The sequence below is a fragment of the Paenibacillus amylolyticus genome, from assembly GCF_047302515.1.
GTDB classification, from domain to species: domain Bacteria; phylum Bacillota; class Bacilli; order Paenibacillales; family Paenibacillaceae; genus Paenibacillus; species Paenibacillus amylolyticus_G.
This window is the reverse complement of the sequence record NZ_CP168019.1, coordinates 733,270-757,477: the sequence shown is the minus strand read 5'-3', so window position 1 is coordinate 757,477 and position 24,208 is coordinate 733,270. Positions and strand designations below refer to the sequence as shown.

Genomic DNA, 24,208 nt, shown 5'->3' with positions numbered 1-24,208 from the left:
TTATCCCCAGATTTTTTTTGATTCCCTTTTCTCAAAGGGAAAATCCGGGGATAGCGTATGCTTCCGATGTAGCTTTCTTGCAGAAAGCTTGTAGGCGAGTGCTTCGCTTTTTCAGGTTTTTTCTGTCCTCTCCGTTTCTGTGTAAATCTGTAGTTGAACTTATATTCCTTAATCATTAGTTCCCCTGCAACGTCACGCCTTCCAGTACAACCGTTGTGATGGAATTATCTGCGGTAGGTACTTCCAGTCCGTTGGCATACACCGGAATGTCTTCAAGCTGTTCCATGTTCCGTTCCGGTGAAGTTTGATACACCTGCGCGGTGGATGATTTTCCATATGCATACCCTTCCAGTTCAAACGCCGTTGTACCCGCTGACAATTCGTTACGAATCACCAGTACCAGTCTCTGATGTTCCGCGTCATAGGCAGCCAGTGTGCGTCCACCATCGGTTGGAATAATCGTCGCGCCGGGACGAATAAACTTCGTGAACTGGGCCATGCCGTAATACTGTTTGGTCATCTCGTACTGCTCTTCTCCGTTGAAATTGGCATGAATGAATCCCCAATTATTATTGGCACCTTCATCTTCAACGGCCTGCCAGTATACCCAGGCGGATGGCTGCATGATTTTCAGATCAAACATGATCCGCTCCGCCAATTCTTGCACCGAGGTCATATCCTCATGACTGTGCGGCTCGCTGCCGCCGGTTCCGTACTCGGACATCCACAGCTTCTTGCCTTGGCGTTCTGCCAGCGTGCGCAGCTCCTCCATTTTGCTACCATTATAGGAGTGGGTATTGATCTGCTGGATTACGTCCAGCGTGTCCTGATCATAGAGGTTGAAATTAAACACCGTCTCATCAATGCTGTTATCGTCCGCGGCACTAATGACGGTTCCATCCAGTCCCTTGCTCTTCAACGATGCAGCAACTTTCTTAATAATCTCGGCCTGTTTCTCATTCGTAAAATGACTGCCTTCCTGCATATTGCCCTTCTTCCACCAGTCGGAGGAAGGTTCATTGAGCGGATTCAGTGTGCGGAAGGTGATCCCCCACTCGTCCCGATAATGCTTCACAACTTCGGTCAGATAATCTGCAAATGCATCATACTGGTCGTCACGCAGATTATTGCTGCCATCCACGGCTCCGGTAACCGATCCACTGATCGTCATCCAGTAAGGTGGTGAATTGGAGAATGCTTCAGCAATATTCACGCCACGCTCCATCGAGCCTTGTAATACAGCCCGCTGACCTGCATCAGCATCCCAGTCCCACTCTCCAGGTTCAGGCTGGAAGCCAGGTACATCCCCGCCGGGACGAAGGGCTTTCATCTCCGGATTTTCCTCACCGCCAATATTGTAACGAACGATGTTCAGACCTAATCCTTTCTCCGGATCAAAGACCAGATCCATCACTTCACTAACCTTCGCCTGATCCTTCCATCCACCAAGATTATTGGCCCACCAAGCAAGTGACGTACCCCAACCTTCAAAATGATCATAGGATTGATCCAGCTTCAGACGTACTGGTTCCCCTTGGAACTCAAGTGTTTTGGATGATTCATTGGCAAAATGATTGATAACAATTCCTCCTCCTGCCAGCAGAGCAATCAGAGCGACACCCATGAGGATATAACTCCGTTTGCCTCTGCTGCGTTGTTCTTTATGCGCCATGGGCTATACAATCCTTTCTCCATGTACGTTGATTATTCCGTTGACCCTGAACATCAAGTTCAATACATACAACCACTACAGACACTTCGGTTACTTGATTCCGCTGCTTCCGCCGCTAATGTTGGCTTCATAGACATAACGCTGTCCGAACAGATATACCAGCACCATCGGAATGGTGAGGAACAGGGAAGCAATCATCACAAGGTTCCATGGCGGCATCTGTCCACCACCTACCGTAGTCAACAGCTGCACCCCAAGTGCCAGCGGCATCTTCTCCGGATCATTGATATAGATGAGCGGCCCCATGAAGTTACCCCAGTTATAGGAAAATGAGAAGATCGCAATGGCCGCAAGTATCGGATACGTCAGTGGCATAATGATCTTCCAGTAGATTCCCGGGTGCCCCATACCGTCGATCATGGCGGCTTCATCCAGTGATTTTGGAATACTCATAACGAACTGCCGAATCAGGAATACGTTGAACGCTCCGGCGAAGAAGCTCGGTACGATCAGCGGGTAAAATGTATTAATCCAGTCCAGATGACGGAAGATGATGAACTGCGGTACCATCGTCACCTCACCCGGAATCATCATCGTACTGAGCAACACAATAAACAGGAAACGGCTGCCTTTTGCCTTGATTCGGGCAAAGCCGTAGGATACGATCGAAGCTGATAATACCGATCCGACAATCGTAAAGACGGTAATGATGACCGAATTTTTGAGATACGTGCCAAGATTGTTATTCGTGAAGATGGTATAAAAGTTCGACCATTGAAACTCCATTGGAACGAAGGTAAAGGCTGATTTGACAGTTGTTGCGTCACTTGCCAGTGCAATGGAGATCATGTACAGGAAAGGCGAAGCAAGCAGCACCCCGACCAGAATCAGAAAAATATAGGATATCGTCTTCTCCACAGTGGATGGATTACTCATTGGCTTTTCCCTCCTCGTAGTGCACCCATAGCGCCGATGAACGGAATACAACGAGTGTCAACACCATGATGATGATGAATAATACCCAGGCGATCGCCGATGCATATCCCATTTTGTAGAATTGGAACGCATTCTGGAACAAATAGGGAACAACCATCTGACTTGAATTGTCAGGTCCCCCGGCAGTTACGATGAATACCTGCGCGAAGGTCTGGAGCGCTCCGATCATGCCAGTCACGAGATTGAAGAAAATGACGGGAGTCAGCATTGGGAATGTAATATGGAAGAACGATTGTGTACTTTTCGCCCCATCGATGGCAGCGGCCTCGTACAGCTCCTGTGGAATACCTTTCATCCCTGCAAGCAGCAACACCACGCCACCACCCACACCCCATAAGGACATGAGAATCAATGCAGGCTTAACCCAGTTTGGATCAAGAAGCCAGGCAGGACCCTGAATACCGAAGATCGCAAGTGCCTGGTTGATCAATCCTTCAGTCGGTGCAAGCAAGTGGATGAAGAGCAATGAACTCGCAACCACCGGAACAACGGAAGGCAGATAGAACAGAATACGGAAGAAGGTGATCCCTTTGATTTTTTTGTTGAGGTAATATGCAATCCAGAGCGAGATCGACATGCCCAGCGGAATGGATATTAGCGCATAGAAGAATGTATTGCCGACGGATTTCCAGAAAATCGGATCATCAGTCAGTAGTGTTTTGTAATTGTCGATACCGATGAATTCAGGGGACTGGAACAGATCCCAATTTGTGAAACTCATATAGATGGAAAACAGGATCGGACCCAGAGTCAGCCCCAGAAACCCGATCAGCCAAGGCGAGATGAAGATGTAGAACCATTTCCCGTCCTTTTTTATCACGTTAAGCCCTCCCATGACGCAGAGAGCAGATGGAACCCGCATTCACGCCGATTCCACCTGTCCTGCTGTCGCTGCTATTTGTGCATGTTCAGAAAAATCCTCTATTTGTAGAGTCTTTCCAGTCCACTCTGAATTTCGGTTACGGTATCATCAAGCGAGGCTTTGTTGTTGAAGTACACACCCAGCTTATCGTTAATGAGCTTCATCATTTCGTTCCATTGCGGGTTGAATGGTTCAGCATAGATCGTCGATTCACTAAACGCAGCCATGTTGATTTTCTTGCCGCCATATTCAGCATTGAGGAATTCATCACTGGACAGACCCGCTTTGGTTGCAGGAGCATCCTGACCGGCTTTGACCATTGGCATCTGTGCTTCAGGTGTGGTCAGTGCTTCGATTACTTTGAATGCTTCTTCCTTGTGTTTGGATGCGTTGGTAATCGTTAACCCGTTAAAGAATGCATTGGTTTCGCCCCATACCGGAGAGATATCCCAATTAATGCCTTCCACCTTGGCAAGTGAACCGATGTTCCAGAAGCCTGTCGTTTCCATGGCGATCTTGCCTTGGGCGAACAGCGGATCAGCTCCGATATTCCCCATGTCGGCAATCTCGGTTGGCGTTGGTCCCGCACCGTGTGTGAAGGTCAGGTCATTCATGAATTGTAATGCTTTACGCACAGGATCTGTATTGAAGGTTGGTTTGCCACTCTCATCGAACAATGAGCCACCGTTCTGGTAGATCAGCTGCATCCACTGCGGCCACCAGCTGCCCGGATAGTAACCCCATTGAACCGTTTTGCCATTCTCCTTCACCGTCAGCTTGTGAGCTGCCGCCATTAGATCATCCTGCGTCCAATCTTTGGTTGGATATTCCACCCCAGCCTTGTCGAACAGATCTTTGTTATAAAAGAGGACCATCGCGCCTGCCCGATCCGGCAAACCAAATTGTTTGCCATCATACTTCATCAGGTTTGCGATATCATCGGAATAACGCTCGGACATGTTCACATTGTTCGCCTGAATCATGTCATCCAGCGGTATAATCTGATTCTTGGAGGCGTAAGCCTGATAGTTCTCGGCAATCATCATGATGTCCGGTGCCGTTCCTCCGGCGATCATGGTCTGTACCTTCTGGTCATAATCCCCTGCAACCACGTTCAGCTTCACGTTAATATCGGGATACGTCTGTTTCACAATGTCGAGTCGTTCCTGATAAATCTTCTTCTCATCCTCCGAGCCCCAGATTGTCATGCTCAAATCAACCTTGCCACCGGACTCGCCGGAAGAACCGTTTTTACTCCCGCTGCTACAGGCTGTCAGACCCATTACCATGACCAGCATCAATAACGAAATGACCTTTAGACTTCTTCTCATACGTTACGCCCCCTTGATATAATGAATGGATGACTACACTGAAACCCGTTTCATGAAATGGGTTTCATTAAGCTGAAACATAAAACCCGTTCCACTTTATGAAAGGGGTTTCATTCACGCACTCATTATATTTCACCCTTCGAGGAAATGTCAACGCTTTCTTTTCCAATTACAGGCCCCTTTATCTTGCAGCAGGTCCTGTACTTTGACGCACAATCAGCTCCGGTTGCAGAATGATCTGCTTCTTCGGTTTGCCTTGGTTAATCAACTCATGAAGCACATCCACAGCCTGTTTGCCAAGCTGATACGTGTTCTGGGATACGGTTGTCAGTTCCGGTATAACGGCACTGGCGAGCGGCGTATCATCAAAACCCACAATGGATATGTCCCTCGGAATCGAGAGCCCATGCTCAATCGTTGACTTAATGGCACCAATCGCTGTATTGTCATTGACACAGATGACTGCGGTGGGCGGATTGTCACGATCCAGCAGTTTGGACATCTCCCGTTTGCCGTCGTCGATGGAGAAGCTGCCGAGCAGTTGCCGTTCTTTTGGTATTTCGAGCCCATGCTCCCGAAGTTTCTTCTGCACAGCTCTGACCTTGACCATGGTGGTGGACAACTCTTTCAGGCCGCCAACAAAGGCGATATCGCGATGCCCCAGTTCAAGTAAATGCTCCGCTGCAAGGGCTGCTCCTGCACCTTCATCCGTGTACACCCGGTGGAACCCGCCTTTGGCAATATTGCCATTAACCAGCACAATCGGCATACGTTTGCCCATATCAATCAATTCCTGAGCCATGTCATCCGGACAGACCTGCATGTTGATTCGCCCGCCGAGAAAAATAATCCCGTCTACCCGCTTCTCTCGCAGGATGGACAAATATTCAGATTCCCTGTTGTAGTCGCCTGCGGTATTACACAGAAAGAAGGTATACCCCAATCCGCGAGCCTCATTCTCCGCGCCCCAGAACACTTCCGGGAAGAAGGGATTGGTAATGTCCGGCAGGATGATGGCAATGGTGCCCGTCTCTTTCTTGATCAGACTGCGCGCCTGCGCGTTTGGCTGAAACTGGTGTTTTTCAATGATGGACATAATCTTCTCTCGGGTGCTTGCACGCACAGGTGCCGTATCATTCAGTACCCGGGAGACCGTCGCTACAGATACATTTGCTTCTTTGGCGATGTCGTATATGGTAATCGGTGTCATAGCGGAACCTTCCTTTTTCTCTAATTTTCCCTATTTTCCCTGCTTATCATACCAGATAAGGAATGGCGATGAAATGGGTTTCATTGACGGGCGAATGATTTCACACTGAACCCATAGAAATTCCGGGTATAACATTCATACGTGAATTGTTCGTTGCATTACGCATTAGCGTCAATATATACAGGACATGTTTGCTTTTCTTTATTTCACCTTCTAATCTGCGTTTATGGTCCATATATTAAATTGTAAGCGAATTCATTGGAGATTAGAGGAGTGTGAACAACGTCATGATCATTCAAGTCAGTCCGCTGGCAGAAGCAAGACTTACTGAAAAGCTGGGAGATCGACCAGGCTATTTCAAATTGTTTTATGATACCGATGGATGCGGTTGTGACGGAATTGCGGTACTTCTGATCTTGAACGAACCGGATAGCGATGATGTTACCGTAGAAGCGGGGTCGCTTCCCTTTGTAATCAACAAACAGCAGCAGATTTACTTTGAACCCTCTCTGCGTCTGCAATCCGAGCACAGTTTCCCTTCATTCCGACTGAGTAGCGATTCCATGATCTATGGCAGTAATGTCAAAGTCCATGATTTACGAGATACCGCAGACGTAGCCCCTCAGCCCACTGGATGGTTTGTACGATAAACGTTGAATTAGCACTATAATCAAAACCTCCCAAGCCCAGATGTCATGCGGGACGGGAGGTTTTTTATCAATTTCAATGATTTCATTAGGCATTATTTTCGTAAACATTTCATGTGAGCTAACGTTTGTTGTCAGTTAAATATTACTAAGATTACTTCACAACAATTTCAATTGGGTTCATGGTCATAGAGATATCCGCGGTCATATCCACAATGAGATTTTGTTTCCCTTTTTTGGTTACTATAAACTCATCTTCAACCTCAACCACTTGACCTGACTTAAACTCAGTTACATATCCCACATCCCCATAATTACGCTGCTCGTCACTACCGGAAAAGAAAAAACGAATGATAGGTTTTCCATGGGAAACTTCAACGGGTTTCATACCTCTATATTTCAGAGTTCCTTTTACTTTCATTGTCTCACCAGTACCTAAAACAGTTGGTGTTGTTACTTCAAGAACGAAATCAGATGTTACTATACGTTCAGTAATTGTATCTTCATTTTTTTCTTTTGGTGAACATCCCGCAAATATCATGGATAACGCTAACACCAACATTAAGATGCTATTACTCATTTTAATAATTTCATCTCACCTCTCTCATACTCTAACGAATGATGTATAGAAAGGGTTGCTCAAATTGTTCCTTAATTTCCCTTAAATATTGTTTACTGTTAGTTCAATCATGTATCACACGAATTCAATTAACTTCCTATCTATTTCCGCGATATCACCAATCTCCGATGTACCATCCCAAAGGATAATGGAAGAAGCTTCATCGTTTTCAACAAAATCATCAAGTTGGCACAATTCACCCATGAACAGAGCTCCATACTCCGTCCGCTCGGGTCCATGAAAACTTGGCTGGAGTCTAAACTTCATTAGCCCTTTGAATTCAGCCGAATCCATATTTTGATTGGTTTCCTCAAACAATTCTCTAATTACACATTGCTCCGCATTCTCTCAAGCTTCAATAATACCACCTGGAAGTTCCCAGTTGTTTCTCCACTTATTATGCATGAATAGATACTTTCCTTGGTACTTCACCACAATTAGAGCATGTGTTAGTGGAGCATCCAGTGTGCTTGTAATGACCTTATCGTACTCGATACGAATAAATTCCAAAAAAATGTTACCTCTTGAATCTGTCATGATTGCCATTTTTACTCCTCCATTTCTTTTGTAACCAAAATAAAAAACGCGCTAGACCTAAGTCCTGCGCGTCATATATCACAGGATGGGAAGCGCGAATAGCGTTAACCCATCCCAAATTTTTTTAGGAATGGATTAACGCTTTTCATGATGGTGAGATTGTTTTAATTCTAAAATTAACATCGGCCATTCTCCTAATCATCAATATATGGAAATGATACCCACCTCAGTACTTTAGAGTCAAGTCTATAATTTTGCTCATTTACCAATAACGTAACCTTGCCGTTAGTTGAACAAAATCCCACTCCATGGCCGAGTGGGATTTTGAATAGAACTTCTCTTTTGTGGAACTATCGTTCCCCCACCAATAACTAATGATACTTCAACTCCTAAGTTTACTATTGACATAATTTCATCAGCGATCTGGTCCAATCTTTCCGACTCAAAACCAAATTCAGAGTTTCCGGCGACTGCTCCGCTACTTAGTTTAACGAGAATTCTTTTATACCTTGGCAATTAATAAAAAAACTAAAGCAATAAATGCGTTAGTGTCCTAATGGAATGGAAATATGAAATTTCACAAGCCGACTGAATATAAGTTTTATGATTCCACACATTACTTGAGGCTAAATGCAATTACCGTCAATATTAAATCTACAAGCAATTTCAATAAGTTATAGAATGATTTACGATGAGCAGTATCAAAGAGCTACCTTGCCACTATACTGCCCGTTAGTTCAATACACGGTCCCTCGAACAACTAAACACTCCTTTGAAGCTTGACATTAAATTCTGTCGTTGACGCAGTGACATACTCCATATAATTCACAGAGCCGTTAAAGTTCAAATAAGCTTCATAACGCATGCGGATTCCAGGTAAAGTAATCAAATCCAGAACATTTTCCTTTGGAACCCACCTGCATTCGCTCGTTTCATTAGAAGTAGCTAACTCTCCACCCACAGCTTTACACACGAAATCAAACATGACCTTCGTAGGGACATCAGTCACACCGTCATACCACTTATGGATGGCTGTATTCGAAATAACACTAATCAAATAGCTAACCGTGGCGTCTATTCCACTTTCCTCTTTGATTTCACGCATGACACCATCAATCAGGTTTTCTCCTACTTCAGTTATCCCACCAGGATACACCCAACCATCGTCATGGGCTTTTACTAAAAGGATATTTCCAGTTCCATCCTCTACAATTCCACCTGCAGATACAATATGTGTCGGGAACGTCATTTTACAACCTCCAAATAAGATAAATTTGTATATTTATTCCACATACTTCTCATACTTTCCTGCCTTTGTGAATTTCTAAAAGATACTGTCGACATGATTGAACTAACTTGCCGTTAGTTGAACTTAATAGAACACTTGTAGGGAATTTGTGATGCATGAAAGTACAATAATTCAACGGTTAATGCATTCAACGTCGATACCAATAAATATATACTAATCCCACAACGTAATAAGATAATGAATCACAACGGAATCGGAGGTGTAAATGAGATGAATCAAAATGTTACTTTAATAGGCAAGACAATAAAACTCTTACCCCTAGAATCTAAACATAAAGAAGATTTACTTGAAACTCTGATGAATCCAAACATATGGGAATTTACTTGGAGAAAAAATGCAACATATGATGATATTAAGCATTTAATCGAACAAGCCATACAAAACCAGCTTTATGGCACCCAACTCCCTTTCGTCATCGTCGAACTCATGTCAGAAAAAATTATTGGAACCACAAGAATCGGAGATATTGATATGATCAATCAAAATGCGGAAATCGGCTGGACATGGCTAACACCAACTTACTGGCGTACAGGTGTAAATACGGAATGTAAGTTTTTACTGTTAAATTATTGCTTCGAACAATTAGCGCTAGTCCGCGTGCAATTTTCCATCAGCGGCTATAACATAAGGTCACAGCGAGCGATAGAACGGATTGGGGCAACTAAAGAAGGCATATTTAGGAAACATAGGCGGGATACTCAAGGTAGATTTCATGACAATGTTTTTTATAGCATTACGGATAACGACTGGCCTGAGGTAAAAAGCACTCTTAAACATATGATCCATATTAAATACTCGCCAAAAAACACAAGATAGATGTTTGTACAAAAGAAAGTAAAAGAGGCACCCTGATATTTTCCCAGCCAAATGCCATTGGTAAGCTCAATAAAAGTAGCCAATCAAAATGATCGGCTGCTTTTATTGAGCTAACGTTTCCCGCTAGCTTAAGAGTAATTTCACTTTTTTAATTGAGTCATCTTTTTCAGGAGTACCGCAGTGCAAACAGATATAACACTGGCTAAGTATAAAAGAGCATATGCTATGGCAGCATAATATGTAAGTTCAGCTTCAATATCGGAGCTTGTAAGAAGCAGAATAATGGAAAAGCCAACAACAAAAACCACAGTACCTAACAGCACATTTTTAATTCCTTCTTTCACATACTCACCTCCCAGGGATTTTTGACAGTTCCCGACCTGCTATTTTAGCGTTTATAATTTTTCCTCCCTTAGGCTATTCACGATTGTTATCCAGCCCTTTCCCAAAACAAGTCTTTTGGTTGTATGATTCGAAAAATTCGGAATGAATATCCCGTGTTTTAATAGTGAGTAGATATCCATTTATCGTGTTAGTAATCATTTCAATTTCAGATACATTGTATGAAGTTATATCCATTTTCGAAATGATCACTTGCTTACTAAGCACTTTTGATAAAGAAGAGGTAATTTGTTTCTTTACATTGTCATTTAAACTTTCAAACTGGAGTACAAGGTTTTCAAGGTCATCCTTGCTATCTTTCATAAAACTGTGGGATTGGATAGCACTATGCTTTGGAGATGAAGACTTGATAGCATAAATCTCAATGATGTCATCCATATTAAATTTAAAGTTTTTACCTTCTTCTGTTTCAACAACTAGGTAGCCTTCCTTTAATCCTTTAGCAACACCACGGAAAAATTCATCTCGATTATTAACTTTAAATACTACAGAATGTTGTTCTTTAACTGTCATCTCAATAAATTGTCTCTTATTCATCATATTATGCAATGTGTTCCCCTCCCTTTTAAAGATAAAGTATTCTATATGAGATAGTGTGTTATTCCATTGTCCTTACACTAAACTGCCACTTAGTTCAATAAGTTAGTTGTACAGTATCGTCCGGGTCTGAACCAGCTGATCCCCATAGTTCCCCTTCAACGCGATAACCGCCACCACTCCATTGAAGCAAGTAGTCTCCAGTACTCATACCCTGTGTGAAACCTTCTTTACTATCTATCCAATCCAAAGATTCCCCGGGAGCAATCGTTCTAGCCAAATACAATTTACTAGTATCTAAGTGCGTTAAACTAACATTGACTTCATGGCTACTATTGTTTTTCATAAGCAGTTTTATATGTACAAATTCCGGATTTACGGAAAAGGGTTGCTGTACCGTTGCGCCTCCAGAAGCTATAAAGTGGGACGGTTTACTCTCTTGTTCACTTAAAGAATTAGAAAGGGTTGTACTTTCGGACTCGCTTGATAATACACCAGTTTTTGGATTAGACATATTCTCTTGAGTTTGACTTGTTGAATCACAGGCAGTTACAGTCGCTGTTGCTAAAGCTAATGATATAACAGTAGCAAATAGTCTCTTTTTCTTCATTACTTCATCCCCGTATTCTTTTATTAGTTATTCTTAAAACCTATAAGAAGTTCCTCGTTATTAACAACGCTATCAATCAATAAAAGTTACACCTGTAATTCGTAAGATGGCATTGAGTTAACCTGCCTTTAGCTGAACCAAAAGCAGCCGATCAGATTGATCGGCTACTTTCTGAGGTTTTATTGAGTTACCGTATATTTTTAGTGTAACAAATGACGACTGATAGCATTTGACACTTCAGTCATCGAAAACCGAAATGCTTTTCAACTTCCAATAACATCTGATCTTTATTGGATTGAGATGTTCTCATAAACCATTTTAATTGGTACTGCTCTGCTTGTTGCAGGTAATGATTCGATGCTCTAACCACCGTGTTTAATGTTTCTTCCCGTGCACGTTGTGGATCTGATAAACTAGGGAACAAACCCTCCATGCCTCTCAGATGATCCCGATCCAGATACTCCGCTCGAATTAGGTCATCTTCTGCAAACATATAAACAACTCGGTTGGGGTTAACAATCTCCCTTAGATAAGCAGGTTCCATAAAAGTATCTACTATGATTGGCTTCTCTTTCCCCATCTGTAACAGATCCAAAATAATAAACTCCACACTTTCATCAAACACTGAATTCAACCAGTGACTTCTATCGTTCCCACGCCCTAAAAAGAACCATTCCCAATCAATGAAGTGTCGCAAAATTGCTGGATGATCCTGCGGATTAGCCTTTTTTTGATAATCGAAAGTGTGGTCATCTGAGGAATAATAATTCATATCCCATTTTGAAGAAAGTAACTTTGTCATCGTGCTTTTGCCGCCACAAGGGCCTCCACATATCCAATAAACGTGATCTAAATATTGTCTTAATAGTCGGTCTGAAATTTTCATTATACAAATATCCCCCTTGTCTAAGATTATTTCTCAAAAGGGAGCACGTCTATTCTTGTTTGCACTAAATGTCCAGGTCGCTGGCATTGCCACACCGCCTTTCCGATCTTAATTTCTGATAAATTTATTCCTCGGAATCGCTTTTCAAAATCACAACTAATGATCTGTATACTGCAAAGCGTGAATCGGTGTACCTTTAGTGACTTTACCTGTCACTGTATTGATTTCTAGTGGCTCTACTAAAACCTTCCATCCATTTTCGCTTTTGAAAATTTTATACGGGAGTGGTGGTGACTGTTCGTAGCCTTGTCCTGCATACTTTTGAACTACATAAAGTTGAACTTCATCCGTGTTGATTTGTCTGGTTTCCACAATTTCATACCCTGTAGTTGGATTGGTTTTAAAATCCTTCACATATCCTTCTTCACGACTTTTCTCATCCAAATAATTTGTATCTTTAGAATAGAACATCATTCCTTCAACATCCCTAGCAATGTAAGCCTGAAAGTACTCCGTTGCTGCTTCCATCGGAGTTTGGGCTACGACTCTTTCCGCAGCAGTAGTCGATGCTACTAAAATAGAACCAGCAACAACACTGGCAAGTAAAAGCGATACTAATCCTTTTCCTTTCATGGATCGAGAACTCCTTTTTAGTGTTAGAGTTGGTAATAATGATTAAATTTTATATAGACCTACTTAGTATAACGCATTAAATTATTGGAAAGTTTTTATATTTATGAGAAATTTGTTTACATCTATCTTTTAGCCTCTTTATCCAAACTCTTCTTTACGCCCACCTAACTTAATGTTAGATTTTATAACATATCAATATGAAAGTGAGTGGGTTGAAGATGGATCTGCAACAGTTATTGGCTATCCCCATTCTCTCGAAAGCAAAGGTTATTGCCGGACATCGTGGCCTTGATCGCTTGGTGCAATCGATTAATATTATGGACGCACCAGATATTGTACAATTCCTGAAGCCGGGAGATATGCTGCTGACGAACGGTTATATCCTAAAAGATCGTCCCGATGCTCATCTTGGATTCATTACAGACATGCATGCAATCGGTTGTGCGGCGCTTGCTGTCAAGACACAGCGTTTCTCTCTTGAATTATCTCCGCAACTGCTTGAAACAGCCGACAGGTTGAGCTTCCCAATCATCGAGCTGTCTGAGATAGACAATACACTCGGTGAGATATTTCAACATTCAATCAGTGCTATCCTTCAGAACAAAACCCATGAGCTCCACTACGCCTTGTCTATTCACAAGCAATTTTCCACGATGGTGATGCAGGGAAAAGGCATACCATCCATCGTAGATACATTGTCTCAGTTGCTATCCTCACCTGTACTTCTACTTGGCTCGAAGAAACAGATTACGGCAAGTTCCAACTATGTACAACAGTTGGATGACCAGTCTCTCGCCGCGCCCATACTGACATTTATAGATGAGAATCCTTCCTTCCATACCGCAATCTCGATCTGCCTGCTTACTGCTGATAAATACCGACATGCCGAGCTTCATCCCATCTTCACGGATCGGCACGAGGGTTATTTGATCGCACTATACGACAGCTCCGCAATCTCCAAGCTCTCCACTCTGGCACTGGAGCAAGCCGTTAATGTGATCGGTCTCGAGTTAACCAAGAAGCAAGCCGTCAAGGAGCGCTCCCGCCGTTACAAAAATGAATATTTCTCCGATCTCATTCAAGGCTTCATTCGTTCGGAACAAGAAGCACTGCATCGCGGCAAGAAATATGGGTTGCAAGCCAAAGGAAGTTCCGTTCTGATCATCGCCAAAAAGGATGAATCCTTAGCGGGCATACCTAAACAGAACTCTACTTCCTCCGGGGAAGAGCGGTTCATCTCGGAACGAGACGCTAATTATGAGCTGATTAAACAGGAATTCGCCAGATTGGATCTCTCCTTTGTCATGTTCACTAAGAACGACCAGTTCGGCATACTTGTCTTTTTGGCCGAATCGTCTTGGGACGAACACACCGTTGTTCAGCAGCTTGAGCGGATGGCGAGCAATCTGTATTCGGAGTCGCAGCTCAGCCTATCCTTCGGAATAGGTAATCCCTATACGAATGTATTGGATATTGGACTCTCCTATAAAGAAGCAGTCAAGGCGCTCCAATCCGGCTATCAGATGCGTAAGACCCGCTTCGCTCATTCCTATCAAACCATGGATATAAGCCGTCTGCTGCGCATGATTCCCCACGATGAGATGCTGCAGTTCCATCAAGAAACCTTTAAGCCCTTCAACGACCGAGATCCGAACGAGCGCAGCGAACTGATGAAAACTTTGTCCTCCTTCTATGAGAATCATTGCCAGATCGTCGATACAGCCAAAGAGCTGTTCGTACATCGCAATACAGTGATCTATAGGTTGGAGAAATGCGAGAAGCTAACCGGCAGGAACATTAAGGACCCGATGGAGAGCCTGCGCTTCCGACTTGCCTTCGCACTTGAGTCCCTTTTGAATGTTAATCCAGCTCCTAGTGAAGCTAATCATACGTCTTAAACCAAGAATGTGTCATGTATAATGACACGTTCTTTTCATATTCAATTCATGTTCAATCTTCATTTGTGCATTTTAACTGATTTAATTCTATTTTTATGTTCAGAGTAACTAATGACAATTATGCAAACAGTCTATATGATTAGGAATATATTCATTAATGTCATGTTAATTAACATCAAATTACATCAAGAAACGAAAAAACATCAGGCTGTAGGAAAGGGGCTACCTATCATGGCTATACAAATACAAGGCGTATCCAAATCATTTGTCAGTGCAACCGGAGAAGATATTCAGGTCCTGGCTGAGGTTTCGATGCAAATCAAGAAACAGGAGTTCTTCAGTATCGTGGGACCGAGCGGTTGCGGCAAAAGTACGATTTTCAATATTATCGCAGGTCTGCTTAAGCCAACCAATGGCAAGGTTATCGTCTGTGGCGAAGAGATCGATCAGACCACTGGGCATGTCGGTTATATGATGCAGAAGGACCTGTTACTTCCTTGGAGAAGCATCCTGGATAATGTCACGTTAGGCTTGGAAGTGAAGGGCATGTCCAAAAAGGATCGTGGTGATATTGCCATGGATTATCTGGATCGCTACGGCCTGGCTTCATTCGCAGAAGCCTATCCCTCCACACTATCAGGCGGTATGCGCCAACGTGTAGCCCTCATACGTACTCTCGTTACCCAGCCCGATATTATATTACTGGACGAACCCTTCTCCGCACTTGATTATCAGACCAGACTCATTCTGGAAGATGAAATCTTATCCATTCTCAAATCCGAGGGCAAAACAGGCGTCCTGATCACGCATGACATCGAGGAAGCCATCGCCATCTCCGACCGTATTGCCGTTATGAGTAAACGACCAACAACCGTGAAACAGGTGTATGACATTGGTCTCGCCTCGCAATATGGCTCAGCACTGAAAGCCCGCTCCGACCAGAAGTTCAAGCAGTATTTTGAATCGATCTGGTCAGAGCTTGATATCCAAATGGGGAGGATCAGCTAATGAAGAGCACATCACCTGAAATTACCCTTGCTGGAAAACCTGCTAGAGTTGTGAAGAGCAAACGTAGACAGTCCACATTCTCCAAAGAATGGCTGATGACGATGCTGTGGCGGTTCATTATTGTTGCGGTCATCCTGGTGATCTGGGAATCCGCCGTTCGTTTGAAACTGGTTAACGGATTCCTCATGGGATCACCAAGCGCCATTCTTGATGCCGCCATCACGATGGCCAGCTCAGGGCAACTGCTTACAGACGCGTTTGCAACGGTAAATGCCACCGTTATCGGATTCGTAGCCGGAAGCTTAATTGGCTCATTGGCAGGACTACTCATGTGGTATTCCAAGTCCGTTGCCCGTGTGCTCGATCCATTCATTGTAGCGATGAACGGTATTCCGAAGATCGCACTTGCTCCCATGATTATCATCTGGTTTGGTTCAGGCATCTTCTCCAAGATTGCTCTGGCCTCCGTAGCAACATTTATCGTAGCGCTATTATCCGCCTACCAAGCGACGCATCAAATCGACGAATCCCAGATTAATCTGATGAAATCCTTCGGTGCAAAGAAATCACAAATTTTCCGCAAAATTATCGTTCCTTCCTCTCTGCCATGGATCATCTCGGCCTTCCGGATCAATATCGGTTTGGCATTGGTGTCTGTTGTAGGTGGAGAATTCATCTCTTCAGATAAAGGACTTGGACACATGGTATTCGTCGAAGGTAACCTGTTCAACCTTCCGGCCGTATGGGTCGGCGTGTTCATGCTTATGCTGGTCGCCATGCTCCTCTACACCTGTGTCGGTTATATCGAATCCCGTCTCCTTCCATGGAATGACAACAAGACCAGCAGCAAATCCACATCTGTATAGCTGACCTACAACGATTAAAGGGGACTGATGACTAATGCGTACATTCAAAAAGATAGCTATTCTAACAGCGATGACGGTTATTTTGACTACACTGCTCAGTGCATGTGGAAGCAATGCAACAACACCCGCGAGTGGTGCAGGTGCATCTAATAGCGGGGGGCAAGCAAATACGCAGGTGGACAAAATTATGGTGTCCGAGGTTTATCACAACCTGCTCTACCTTCCGCTGTATGTAGCGAACAACCAAGGTTTTCTAGAGGAGAATCGCATTGAGCTGTCCTCCATCCGTGCTGCCGGAAGCGGCCCAACAGCATTGTCTTCGGTGATCTCAGGCGAGTCTGCGTTCTCCTTCCACGGTCCTGAACATGTCGCATTTGCTAATGCAAAGGGCGGAGATGCTCGCTCACTGGTCCTTCTATCCGGCAGTGCTCCAGTATGGGCAGTTGCGCGAGAAGGAGTAACCGTGAACTCGACAGCGGATTTCAAGGGTAAAACCATCGTTGTGGGCTTGGCCCCTACAAGCTCGAACAGCTTACTGCGGAAACTGTTCGCTGACAATAACATCGATATTGACAAGGATGTGACGATTACTGAGGTTCAGAATGGTTCCGAGCTTGGTGCTGTATTAGCCGGCAAAGCCGACATTGCTATCGTTTACGAGCCGCAGCTGGATCAAGGCATTGCAGAGGGGTTGCATATTGTCCATGATTTCACGAAGGATTATCCAGACTTTGCCTTTGCAACGATGAATACAACCGCAAGCTTCATTGAAAAGAATCCTGATCTCACCCAGCGCTTTGTCACCTCTATTGAGCAAGCCCTGGACTACATTCAAGCGAATCCTGAAGGCGCAAAAGCAGTTGCCGTGAAGGAATTCCCGAATCTGGACAAAAACGTCGTGGAGCAAGCGGTACAACGCATGATCGACAGCAAGGTATATCCTGCGGAGGGACTCATCAATGAATCAGCATTCAAGACCGCAATCGATATGCAGCGCTTCATCGGCAATCTGAAGGAAGACCTCGCTTACGAGGACATTATCGATTCAAGCTTCACCACCAAATAGAGAGAGAAAGGGTGATTACTCTGAACCAGGACGACTATCCCACACACCGCCGTACAGAAAGCGCCAAATATACGGACGGAGTTATTACAGACGAGGAGCTTGCCCTATTTACAGCGGACTTGGAGCTGATTCGAAGCTTCAAGTTGCCAGAAGAAGTAGGTCCCAATCCCCCGCATAGGAGGGTGCCTCTGCGATGATTACGAAACCACTTAACGAGCTGACGATTGCTGAAGCCGCAACACTGATTAAAAATAAGTTGATATCTCCTGTCGAGCTTACAAAATCCTATTTGGATCGCATTGAGAAAGTAGAGCCTGCTGTGCAAGCCTTCGTTACAGTCACCGCCGAACAAGCCTTGCAGGCCGCAAGAGAGTCTGAAGAAAAACTGATGAATGGCGAATATCTCGGTCCTCTGCACGGCATTCCCTATGGAGCCAAAGACATTATCCATACCGCTGGCATACGCACCTCGGCCGGATCAAGTACCTTTCCAGACTTCGTACCCGGAACGAATGCAACTGTGATTAATAAGTTGCAAGCTGCAGGCGCTATCCTGCTCGGCAAGACAACAACGACGGAATACGCCTTTCAGGGAGGAGAACCGCCAACCCGCAACCCGTGGAATCTAGAACATACCCCGGGCGGTTCCAGCTCCGGCTCTGCCGCTGCAGTAGCGGCTGGTATGGCTTCCTTCACACTCGGGACACAGACTTTCGGCTCTCTGCTTAGACCCGCAGCATACAACGGATTAACCTGTATGAAACCCACTTACGGCAGGGTTAGCCGTAATGGTGTCATCACAGCCAGTTGGAGCCTAGATCATATTGGCGCCTTCACTCGATCCGCACAAGATAACGCAATCGTTCTGGAAGCAATGGCCGGACAAGATGAGCTGGACCCCTTCACGCTCCCTCACGGCAAGCCAGATTTAACAAATGCTCTTGAGCATCCTATTTCAGAAATGGTGATCGGTCTCCCGAGCAACTTCTTCCAAACCGATGAACCAGCGATCTTGTTAGCGGTAGAGTCGGCAATCGCTGTGCTTGAGAAGCTGGGCATGCAATGGAAGAAAGTTGACCTGCCTTCTTATATGGGGGAGACCATTGCTGCTCATCGTACGGTTATGCGGGCAGAAGCTGCCGCCTTCCATCAGGAACGCTTCGCAGAAGCTTCTGATCGTTACGGCCACACGATGCGGGAGCAGCTTGAACTTGGTTACCAGACGAGTGCCGTTGATTATTTGCAGGCACAACGCATCCGAACGATATTCCGGAGCGAGATGATGATGCTTTTCGATGAAGTGGATGTGTTATTGACTCCATCAACACCCTATGTGGCCCCACATGGCTACAAGACAGGCAGCCCGATTTTTAACGGACCGTTCACCAATACGGGTCTACCGTCCATCACCGTACCCATCGGGTTTGATACCACCTCAGGGAAGCAATTGCCTATCGGCATGCAACTAGCCGGTCCACTCATGCGAGAAGACCGCCTGTTGTCCATCACTCATCATTATCAGCAGGCTACGAACTGGCATCAGTTAACACCATTCATACACACTCATTAGGAAAGGAATGACCGCTACGATGTCTACCATTATACATGCAAGTACAGCACCCAAGTTCCCCCTTCCTTTCTCCCATGCTGTCCGTGCAGGAGATTTCCTCTACGTCGCAGGTCAAGTAGGCGTCGATCCACAGACGCTTGAGCCCATCGGCGGCATTAAGGAGCAGACTGAGCAGTGCATTCGTAATATTGAGGTGATCCTGCAAGAAGCCGGACTTACACTTGATCATATTGTGAAGGTAACCACTCATCTGGCCCGAGTCGAGGATCAGTCCGAATACAACGAAGTGTATGCGCGAATGATTAAACAACCCTATCCCGCCCGTATTACCGTATTCAGCGGGTTAGGTCCTTATTTAATTGAAATGGAAGTGCTGGCGTATGCGCCTTCCATTCGAGGAGAGTAACACATCATCAAAGAGCACCTGTAGCCATAGATGGGTACAGGTGCTCTTTTTGTTCTAGAAACCCGGTTCTCTTTTGAAAAACGGGTTTCTTTTCGTATTCCTATTTTGTTTTGAAGCGAGATGATTCCCCGGCAAGTTGTTTGGTCAGTTCATCAATTCTCTGCACCATATCTGTCAAATGTTCCGTCATGCCGGACTGCTCCTGCATTGTTGCTGTGACTTCCTCAACAGAAGCCGACACCTCTTCACCGGAAGCGGACAGATTCTGTGCAGCTCCAATGACGTCATCCTTATCTCGTTCAATGGATTCGATCTCAGTGGCAATAGCCTGAACCTGGCTCATCATCTCATTCATATTCTCGGTGACAAAATTGAATGTCTCCTTGGTCTGGCTAACGCTGCTCTTATGCTGTTCCGCAATCGCTTCAATAGCCTGGACACTTCGGTTATTTTGCTCCACGTGATCAATGGTCTGCATCACAATTCGGTTGATATCCTCCGATTGAGCTGTCGTCTGCTCTGCCAGCTTGCGAATCTCAGAAGCAACGACTGCGAAGCCACGTCCCTGATCACCAGCTCTCGCCGCCTCGATCGAAGCATTCAACGCAAGTAATTTCGTCTGATTTGCGATTTCGGCAATCGTACCTGTAATCTGGTGAATGCCCGAGGAGCTTTCGGCGAGTTGAACTGTAATTTTGGAGATGTTGCCAACTTCAATCTCGTTCTGGCCGTTCACCGCAATGAGTGCATCAATAACTTCATGATTATTTTTGAATGCATCCGTAATTTCATCTGCCTTGAACTTCACTGCCTGCGACATTCCATTCACATTGGCAATCTTGTTACCAACATTCATGAATTTGTCCACAATGGCTCCCGTATCGTTCGCCTGGGACTCCATCGCTCGTGAAATCTCAAATGCTGTTGTCGTTGTTTCGGCAATCGTGGTCGAAGTTTGCTGAGTGGACTGTTCCAGCTCGGATGTACTTGTTTTCAGGATGCCGATGGAATGGTTCATGCTGGAAATCAGCTGTTTATTGCCTGCTGCCATAGTATTGAAGCTGTCCACCAATTGTTTGAATTCTCCGCTATATTTACCTTGAGCCTGCACCGTCAGATCGCCGCCCGCAAGCTGTCTGAACAACACAGTTAGTCTTGTAATTGGTCTGGTTACTAGCAAAGAGATCAGAATACCCGCTACGACGGAAACCGCAATAGCACTAAACAGAACAATATACATCTGTTTTGCCATCGCACGCAAAGGCTTCTGCACATCACTCAGTTTATCTTCAACAACGACGGTCCAGTCGGATCTTGGGATTTTGGAGTAATACGCCACTTTCTCATCTGTGCTAATATCCCCTTGCTGTAGTTCAGCGCCAGGAACAAGATCTATCAATGATTGGTATTCGCCGGACTCCATCTTCTGGCCTGCCAACTTCTCATCCGCTGAATCGTAGATGACCGTACCTACACGGTCCAGAATGATCACTTTTCCCTCATCATTAATATTGATATTTTGTAGCTGATTAACGAAGAACGAGGTGGATGCCGCAGATACGAGCACTCCCTGTACTTCTTGATTCTCATTGTAGATTGGCATGGCAAAAGCCGTACCTAGTTGTCCTGAGGACTTGGCTACAATCCCCTCACTAATCACGTTTTTACCCTGAATCGCTTCTTGGAAATATGCCCGATCTCCGCGTTCTGCCTTGATAACTGCCGGATCATTCGCTGCAATAATAATGCCATTCCGATCCAACAAAATCAGACTGTTGTTACCTTCCATACCTGCCAGACTGTCCGCGAGAATACCACTCGCCTTATCCAGCAGCTCATTGTTTTCCGAGAAAAAGTTCTCACCTTCCTGCCCATCCGTATTCCGAATCTCCAGCAGATCCTGGAAGGTCCGATGTGTTGTGATCAAAAAGGTGGATTGTTCTTCCAAACTTAGTGAAGCATACAGACCTGCCCCCACCCGGTCCGAGGTTGCTTTAATCTCATCTTTGCTTTTGTCGAGTGTGATGACAGCCGCTACAGTGTAGGATACTACTGCAGTTACCGCCAGTACGATACACACCAGCAGACTGATCATAAGTGGCAGTTTGACTCTGAACGACATGTTGCGCATGCGTTCTCTTGCCTTGCTAAATACCATGATTACATTCACCATCCATTTTCATTTTCATCATTATGAAGTCCAAATTCTATGTATCTACTTTATATCGGTCGATATCAAATAATCTGTAAGCTGTTTCGCCAGTTATACTAGGTCAAAGGCCACTGCAAACGATTGGAAAATGAAGACTTTGGGTTAATACAAAATATGACATCAACATCGTATAATTGTATAAAATACATATCGTGCAGGAAGAGGGACTACCATTGAATCCGAAAATGCCTACTTTATTAAATGTCGAATAGGAGAAGTGATATGGCAAAAACAGCATTACCTACGCTATTAAATGTCGTGCGCATTTTATTGAGTGTAAAACTGATCTACGTGATTGTGTCCTTTATCGTGTTCCTCATTGACTTCAACCAGAACATGGAGGCCTATCTGGGTTTCTTACGCAAAGGAGATGATCTGGCTTACGCCTCTGGCGTAATCTTAGCCAGAATGTTGTTTATCATCGGTCCCAGCCTGCTCGCTGTTATATTCATCACCAAAAGAAAGTTCAAGCTCACCGTGACGTTTCTGAGTCTGGCGCTATTCGTTTCCATTCCGAATGAGAGTAACCTGTTCACCCTGATTCATCTCTTCGCCCTGCTTATCGTGCTCTTGCATCGTCCAAGCAAGATGTATCTGAAACGAAAGGATACCCCTGTCAATGAAGCCGTAGTTGAACCGAAGAATTAATTCGAAAAGGGGATCACATGACATTGAAGTCCAGAAAAAACGGTTGAGCGTACAAGATGTGAGGTCATAATAAAAAAAACAAGGACGTTCCTAAGTAATACAGGAAGGTCCTTGTTTAATGTGACTCACTATACAAAGTGAAGGTGAATTTTACAATTACAGTGCAGCTTGATAAATTTGTACTACATCCTCACGCTGCAAGTTTTTGAAGAATCCGAACGGACCGAATCGCATCGCTTTATCAGCCATCACATCAATCTGACTGTCGTCGATGTCATAGTCAGCCAAACGGCTAGGGGCACCAATCGAAGTCCAGAATGTACGCAGCGCTTCAATGCCTTCTTCAGCAACTTGTTTGTCCGACTTTCCAGTAGGATTAATATCAAATACATTAACAGCCATACGTTTGAATCGATCTACATCCACATCCAGATTATGCTTCATCCAGTGTGGGAAGAGGATTGCAAGGCCACCCCCATGCGGAATGTCGTACACGGCCGAAACGGCATGTTCTATATTGTGAGAAGCCCAATCTCCGGCAAGACCCATATTCAGGACATCGTTAAGCGCCATTGTTCCACAGTAGAGAATGGTTTCACGCAGTTCATAGTTTTCTGGATCTTTAATCAGACGAGGGGCCGTATCAATAACGGTACGAAGAATCGTCTCACAGAATCCAAGCTGAACCGGTGTATTGGTATCCAGATGGAAGTAATGTTCAAACACATGAGACATCATGTCCACCATGCCGTATACAGTCTGATCCAGTGGTACGGTGTATGTGTACTCCGGATCAAGAATGGAGAACGCCGGGAAAGAATACTCGCTGAACCATGCCCATTTTTCCTGCATGTCCTGATTGGTTATTACTGAACCGTTGTTCATCTCGGAGCCTGTCGCTGCCATCGTTAGAATTGTACCCAGTGGAAGTCCGCCTTCCGGGGTTGCTTCACGCACAACAACATCCCACATGTCCCCATCGTATTTTGCTCCTACTGCGATGGCTTTCCCGCAGTCAAGTACACTGCCGCCGCCAACCGCAAGAACCAGATCAATGTTATGTGTTCTGCATAGTTCTACACCCTTATGAACCGTAGACAGACGAGGGTTCGGTTCCACACCAGCCAGTTCTGTAACCTCTGCTCCGATTTCATTCAACTGGCTGATTACCTGATCGTACAGCCCGCTACGTTTGATGCTTCCACCACCATATACAAGCAAAATACGTTTTCCGTATTTTGGAACTTCGGTTTGTAGTGCTTGAAGTTGCCCTTTGCCAAAAATCAGCCGGGTCGGATTATAAAACTGAAAAGATCTCATAACGTATGTTCCTCCAAAGAAGTCTGAAATTTTGTGCATCCACCATTATAGTTCTCTTTATTCGTAAAAACAAATACAGGCAAGAAGGAGATGAGTATGGAGTCTGTCACGGCTAAACACTGTTCTCCTGGACAAAAAAGCTCCTGC

General features: G+C 44.7%; 26 protein-coding genes and 1 pseudogene. 10 read left to right on the top strand and 17 right to left on the bottom strand.

What is annotated here, in order from left to right; genetic code table 11:
- Nucleotides 1–175 precede the first annotated feature (175 nt).
- The 5 genes from ACDJ59_RS03355 to ACDJ59_RS03335 all read right to left on the bottom strand — a co-directional run bounded on the left by ACDJ59_RS03355 (nt 176) and on the right by ACDJ59_RS03335 (nt 6,071).
- Nucleotides 176–1,672, bottom strand: coding sequence for a glycoside hydrolase family 30 protein (locus tag ACDJ59_RS03355; RefSeq protein WP_413407659.1), 1,497 nt, complete (start codon nt 1,670–1,672; stop codon nt 176–178).
- 90 nt (nt 1,673–1,762) lie between these two features.
- Nucleotides 1,763–2,608: a carbohydrate ABC transporter permease gene (locus ACDJ59_RS03350; RefSeq protein WP_017687022.1), complete on the bottom strand. Its 846-nt coding sequence runs from the start codon at nt 2,606–2,608 to the stop codon at nt 1,763–1,765.
- Nucleotides 2,601–3,488: a carbohydrate ABC transporter permease gene (locus ACDJ59_RS03345; RefSeq protein ID WP_413407658.1), complete on the bottom strand. Its 888-nt coding sequence runs from the start codon at nt 3,486–3,488 to the stop codon at nt 2,601–2,603. The genes ACDJ59_RS03350 and ACDJ59_RS03345 overlap by 8 nt, the downstream gene beginning before the upstream one ends.
- A gap of 101 nt (nt 3,489–3,589) precedes the next feature.
- Nucleotides 3,590–4,861 carry an ABC transporter substrate-binding protein gene (locus tag ACDJ59_RS03340; protein WP_413407657.1) on the bottom strand — a complete coding sequence of 424 codons (1,272 nt, stop codon included), beginning with the start codon at nt 4,859–4,861 and terminating at the stop codon, nt 3,590–3,592.
- A 181-nt stretch (nt 4,862–5,042) separates the two neighbouring features.
- Complete coding sequence (locus ACDJ59_RS03335) at nt 5,043–6,071, bottom strand: LacI family DNA-binding transcriptional regulator (protein ID WP_413407656.1); 1,029 nt, start codon at nt 6,069–6,071, stop codon at nt 5,043–5,045.
- 287 nt (nt 6,072–6,358) lie between these two features.
- Here ACDJ59_RS03335 and ACDJ59_RS03330 point away from each other — a divergent pair, with 287 nt between their 5' ends.
- Nucleotides 6,359–6,721, top strand: coding sequence for an iron-sulfur cluster biosynthesis family protein (locus ACDJ59_RS03330; protein ID WP_017687018.1), 363 nt, complete (start codon nt 6,359–6,361; stop codon nt 6,719–6,721).
- A 151-nt stretch (nt 6,722–6,872) separates the two neighbouring features.
- Here the strand turns inward: ACDJ59_RS03330 and ACDJ59_RS03325 are convergent, their stop codons facing one another.
- From ACDJ59_RS03325 to ACDJ59_RS03305, 5 genes and pseudogenes are all read right to left on the bottom strand, one after another.
- Complete coding sequence (locus ACDJ59_RS03325) at nt 6,873–7,298, bottom strand: hypothetical protein (RefSeq protein WP_413407655.1); 426 nt, start codon at nt 7,296–7,298, stop codon at nt 6,873–6,875.
- Nucleotides 7,299–7,412: 114 nt separating this feature from the next.
- Nucleotides 7,413–7,604, bottom strand: coding sequence for a hypothetical protein (locus ACDJ59_RS03320; RefSeq protein ID WP_413407654.1), 192 nt, complete (start codon nt 7,602–7,604; stop codon nt 7,413–7,415).
- 81 nt (nt 7,605–7,685) lie between these two features.
- A complete protein-coding gene (locus ACDJ59_RS03315; RefSeq protein ID WP_413407653.1) occupies nt 7,686–7,883 on the bottom strand; it encodes a hypothetical protein in 198 nt (65 codons plus the stop codon).
- Between the two features lie 342 nt (nt 7,884–8,225).
- A pseudogene (gene pyrH, locus ACDJ59_RS03310) lies at nt 8,226–8,390 on the bottom strand (UMP kinase); the annotation flags it as partial.
- Between the two features lie 244 nt (nt 8,391–8,634).
- A complete protein-coding gene (locus ACDJ59_RS03305; protein WP_307416527.1) occupies nt 8,635–9,123 on the bottom strand; it encodes an NUDIX hydrolase in 489 nt (162 codons plus the stop codon).
- Nucleotides 9,124–9,393: 270 nt separating this feature from the next.
- Here ACDJ59_RS03305 and ACDJ59_RS03300 point away from each other — a divergent pair, with 270 nt between their 5' ends.
- Nucleotides 9,394–9,999 (top strand): GNAT family N-acetyltransferase, encoded by a 606-nt coding sequence (locus ACDJ59_RS03300; RefSeq protein ID WP_413407652.1) that lies wholly within the window; start codon nt 9,394–9,396, stop codon nt 9,997–9,999.
- Between the two features lie 140 nt (nt 10,000–10,139).
- On the opposite strand, the gene ACDJ59_RS03295 is transcribed toward ACDJ59_RS03300, so the two are convergent.
- The 5 genes from ACDJ59_RS03295 to ACDJ59_RS03275 all read right to left on the bottom strand — a co-directional run bounded on the left by ACDJ59_RS03295 (nt 10,140) and on the right by ACDJ59_RS03275 (nt 13,067).
- Complete coding sequence (locus ACDJ59_RS03295) at nt 10,140–10,343, bottom strand: hypothetical protein (protein ID WP_047843932.1); 204 nt, start codon at nt 10,341–10,343, stop codon at nt 10,140–10,142.
- A 73-nt stretch (nt 10,344–10,416) separates the two neighbouring features.
- A complete protein-coding gene (locus tag ACDJ59_RS03290; RefSeq protein WP_413407651.1) occupies nt 10,417–10,938 on the bottom strand; it encodes a hypothetical protein in 522 nt (173 codons plus the stop codon).
- Nucleotides 10,939–11,035: 97 nt separating this feature from the next.
- On the bottom strand, nt 11,036–11,548 hold the full coding sequence (locus tag ACDJ59_RS03285) for a hypothetical protein (RefSeq protein WP_413407650.1): 513 nt from the start codon (nt 11,546–11,548) through the stop codon (nt 11,036–11,038).
- Nucleotides 11,549–11,789: 241 nt separating this feature from the next.
- Entirely contained in the window at nt 11,790–12,434 is a 645-nt protein-coding gene (locus tag ACDJ59_RS03280; RefSeq protein WP_413407649.1) for a hypothetical protein, read from the bottom strand.
- Between the two features lie 156 nt (nt 12,435–12,590).
- On the bottom strand, nt 12,591–13,067 hold the full coding sequence (locus tag ACDJ59_RS03275) for a hypothetical protein (protein ID WP_413407648.1): 477 nt from the start codon (nt 13,065–13,067) through the stop codon (nt 12,591–12,593).
- A gap of 197 nt (nt 13,068–13,264) precedes the next feature.
- On the opposite strand from ACDJ59_RS03275, the gene ACDJ59_RS03270 reads away from it, so the two are divergent.
- The 7 genes from ACDJ59_RS03270 to ACDJ59_RS03240 all read left to right on the top strand — a co-directional run bounded on the left by ACDJ59_RS03270 (nt 13,265) and on the right by ACDJ59_RS03240 (nt 19,881).
- Nucleotides 13,265–14,965 (top strand): PucR family transcriptional regulator, encoded by a 1,701-nt coding sequence (locus tag ACDJ59_RS03270; protein WP_413407647.1) that lies wholly within the window; start codon nt 13,265–13,267, stop codon nt 14,963–14,965.
- 231 nt (nt 14,966–15,196) lie between these two features.
- On the top strand, nt 15,197–15,973 hold the full coding sequence (locus ACDJ59_RS03265; protein WP_036617567.1) for an ABC transporter ATP-binding protein: 777 nt from the start codon (nt 15,197–15,199) through the stop codon (nt 15,971–15,973).
- On the top strand, nt 15,973–16,839 hold the full coding sequence (locus ACDJ59_RS03260; protein WP_413407644.1) for an ABC transporter permease: 867 nt from the start codon (nt 15,973–15,975) through the stop codon (nt 16,837–16,839). Before ACDJ59_RS03265 ends, ACDJ59_RS03260 begins: the two co-directional genes overlap by 1 nt.
- Nucleotides 16,840–16,873: 34 nt before the next feature.
- On the top strand, nt 16,874–17,905 hold the full coding sequence (locus ACDJ59_RS03255; RefSeq protein WP_413407642.1) for an ABC transporter substrate-binding protein: 1,032 nt from the start codon (nt 16,874–16,876) through the stop codon (nt 17,903–17,905).
- 11 nt (nt 17,906–17,916) lie between these two features.
- Nucleotides 17,917–18,102 (top strand): hypothetical protein, encoded by a 186-nt coding sequence (locus ACDJ59_RS03250; protein WP_413407640.1) that lies wholly within the window; start codon nt 17,917–17,919, stop codon nt 18,100–18,102.
- Complete coding sequence (locus tag ACDJ59_RS03245) at nt 18,099–19,475, top strand: amidase (protein ID WP_413407638.1); 1,377 nt, start codon at nt 18,099–18,101, stop codon at nt 19,473–19,475. The genes ACDJ59_RS03250 and ACDJ59_RS03245 overlap by 4 nt, the downstream gene beginning before the upstream one ends.
- Nucleotides 19,476–19,494: 19 nt before the next feature.
- Nucleotides 19,495–19,881, top strand: a complete 387-nt coding sequence (locus tag ACDJ59_RS03240; protein ID WP_413407636.1) for a RidA family protein — start codon at nt 19,495–19,497, stop codon at nt 19,879–19,881.
- A 100-nt stretch (nt 19,882–19,981) separates the two neighbouring features.
- On the opposite strand, the gene ACDJ59_RS03235 is transcribed toward ACDJ59_RS03240, so the two are convergent.
- A complete protein-coding gene (locus ACDJ59_RS03235) occupies nt 19,982–22,039 on the bottom strand; it encodes a methyl-accepting chemotaxis protein (RefSeq protein ID WP_413407634.1) in 2,058 nt (685 codons plus the stop codon).
- 276 nt (nt 22,040–22,315) lie between these two features.
- Between ACDJ59_RS03235 and ACDJ59_RS03230 the strand changes: the two genes are divergently transcribed.
- A complete protein-coding gene (locus ACDJ59_RS03230; protein ID WP_413407632.1) occupies nt 22,316–22,741 on the top strand; it encodes a hypothetical protein in 426 nt (141 codons plus the stop codon).
- A 156-nt stretch (nt 22,742–22,897) separates the two neighbouring features.
- Here the strand turns inward: ACDJ59_RS03230 and ACDJ59_RS03225 are convergent, their stop codons facing one another.
- Nucleotides 22,898–24,061, bottom strand: coding sequence for an iron-containing alcohol dehydrogenase (locus ACDJ59_RS03225; protein WP_413407630.1), 1,164 nt, complete (start codon nt 24,059–24,061; stop codon nt 22,898–22,900).
- Between the last annotated feature and the right edge of the window lie 147 nt (nt 24,062–24,208).

Coding starts and splice junctions, on each gene's coding strand:
- ACDJ59_RS03245 (WP_413407638.1), top strand. CDS start 18,099: ATGATTACGAAACCACTTAACGAGCTGACGATTGCTGAAGCCGCAACA.
- ACDJ59_RS03235 (WP_413407634.1), bottom strand. CDS start 22,039: ATGGTATTTAGCAAGGCAAGAGAACGCATGCGCAACATGTCGTTCAGA.
- ACDJ59_RS03300 (WP_413407652.1), top strand. CDS start 9,394: ATGAATCAAAATGTTACTTTAATAGGCAAGACAATAAAACTCTTACCC.
- ACDJ59_RS03240 (WP_413407636.1), top strand. CDS start 19,495: ATGTCTACCATTATACATGCAAGTACAGCACCCAAGTTCCCCCTTCCT.
- ACDJ59_RS03280 (WP_413407649.1), bottom strand. CDS start 12,434: ATGAAAATTTCAGACCGACTATTAAGACAATATTTAGATCACGTTTAT.
- ACDJ59_RS03335 (WP_413407656.1), bottom strand. CDS start 6,071: ATGACACCGATTACCATATACGACATCGCCAAAGAAGCAAATGTATCT.
- ACDJ59_RS03265 (WP_036617567.1), top strand. CDS start 15,197: ATGGCTATACAAATACAAGGCGTATCCAAATCATTTGTCAGTGCAACC.
- ACDJ59_RS03325 (WP_413407655.1), bottom strand. CDS start 7,298: ATGAGTAATAGCATCTTAATGTTGGTGTTAGCGTTATCCATGATATTT.
- ACDJ59_RS03270 (WP_413407647.1), top strand. CDS start 13,265: ATGAAAGTGAGTGGGTTGAAGATGGATCTGCAACAGTTATTGGCTATC.
- ACDJ59_RS03315 (WP_413407653.1), bottom strand. CDS start 7,883: ATGGCAATCATGACAGATTCAAGAGGTAACATTTTTTTGGAATTTATT.
- ACDJ59_RS03285 (WP_413407650.1), bottom strand. CDS start 11,548: ATGAAGAAAAAGAGACTATTTGCTACTGTTATATCATTAGCTTTAGCA.
- ACDJ59_RS03275 (WP_413407648.1), bottom strand. CDS start 13,067: ATGAAAGGAAAAGGATTAGTATCGCTTTTACTTGCCAGTGTTGTTGCT.
- ACDJ59_RS03305 (WP_307416527.1), bottom strand. CDS start 9,123: ATGACGTTCCCGACACATATTGTATCTGCAGGTGGAATTGTAGAGGAT.
- ACDJ59_RS03350 (WP_017687022.1), bottom strand. CDS start 2,608: ATGAGTAATCCATCCACTGTGGAGAAGACGATATCCTATATTTTTCTG.
- ACDJ59_RS03260 (WP_413407644.1), top strand. CDS start 15,973: ATGAAGAGCACATCACCTGAAATTACCCTTGCTGGAAAACCTGCTAGA.
- ACDJ59_RS03340 (WP_413407657.1), bottom strand. CDS start 4,861: ATGAGAAGAAGTCTAAAGGTCATTTCGTTATTGATGCTGGTCATGGTA.
- ACDJ59_RS03225 (WP_413407630.1), bottom strand. CDS start 24,061: ATGAGATCTTTTCAGTTTTATAATCCGACCCGGCTGATTTTTGGCAAA.
- ACDJ59_RS03290 (WP_413407651.1), bottom strand. CDS start 10,938: ATGAATAAGAGACAATTTATTGAGATGACAGTTAAAGAACAACATTCT.
- ACDJ59_RS03255 (WP_413407642.1), top strand. CDS start 16,874: ATGCGTACATTCAAAAAGATAGCTATTCTAACAGCGATGACGGTTATT.
- ACDJ59_RS03320 (WP_413407654.1), bottom strand. CDS start 7,604: ATGAAGTTTAGACTCCAGCCAAGTTTTCATGGACCCGAGCGGACGGAG.
- ACDJ59_RS03355 (WP_413407659.1), bottom strand. CDS start 1,672: ATGGCGCATAAAGAACAACGCAGCAGAGGCAAACGGAGTTATATCCTC.
- ACDJ59_RS03230 (WP_413407632.1), top strand. CDS start 22,316: ATGGCAAAAACAGCATTACCTACGCTATTAAATGTCGTGCGCATTTTA.
- ACDJ59_RS03330 (WP_017687018.1), top strand. CDS start 6,359: ATGATCATTCAAGTCAGTCCGCTGGCAGAAGCAAGACTTACTGAAAAG.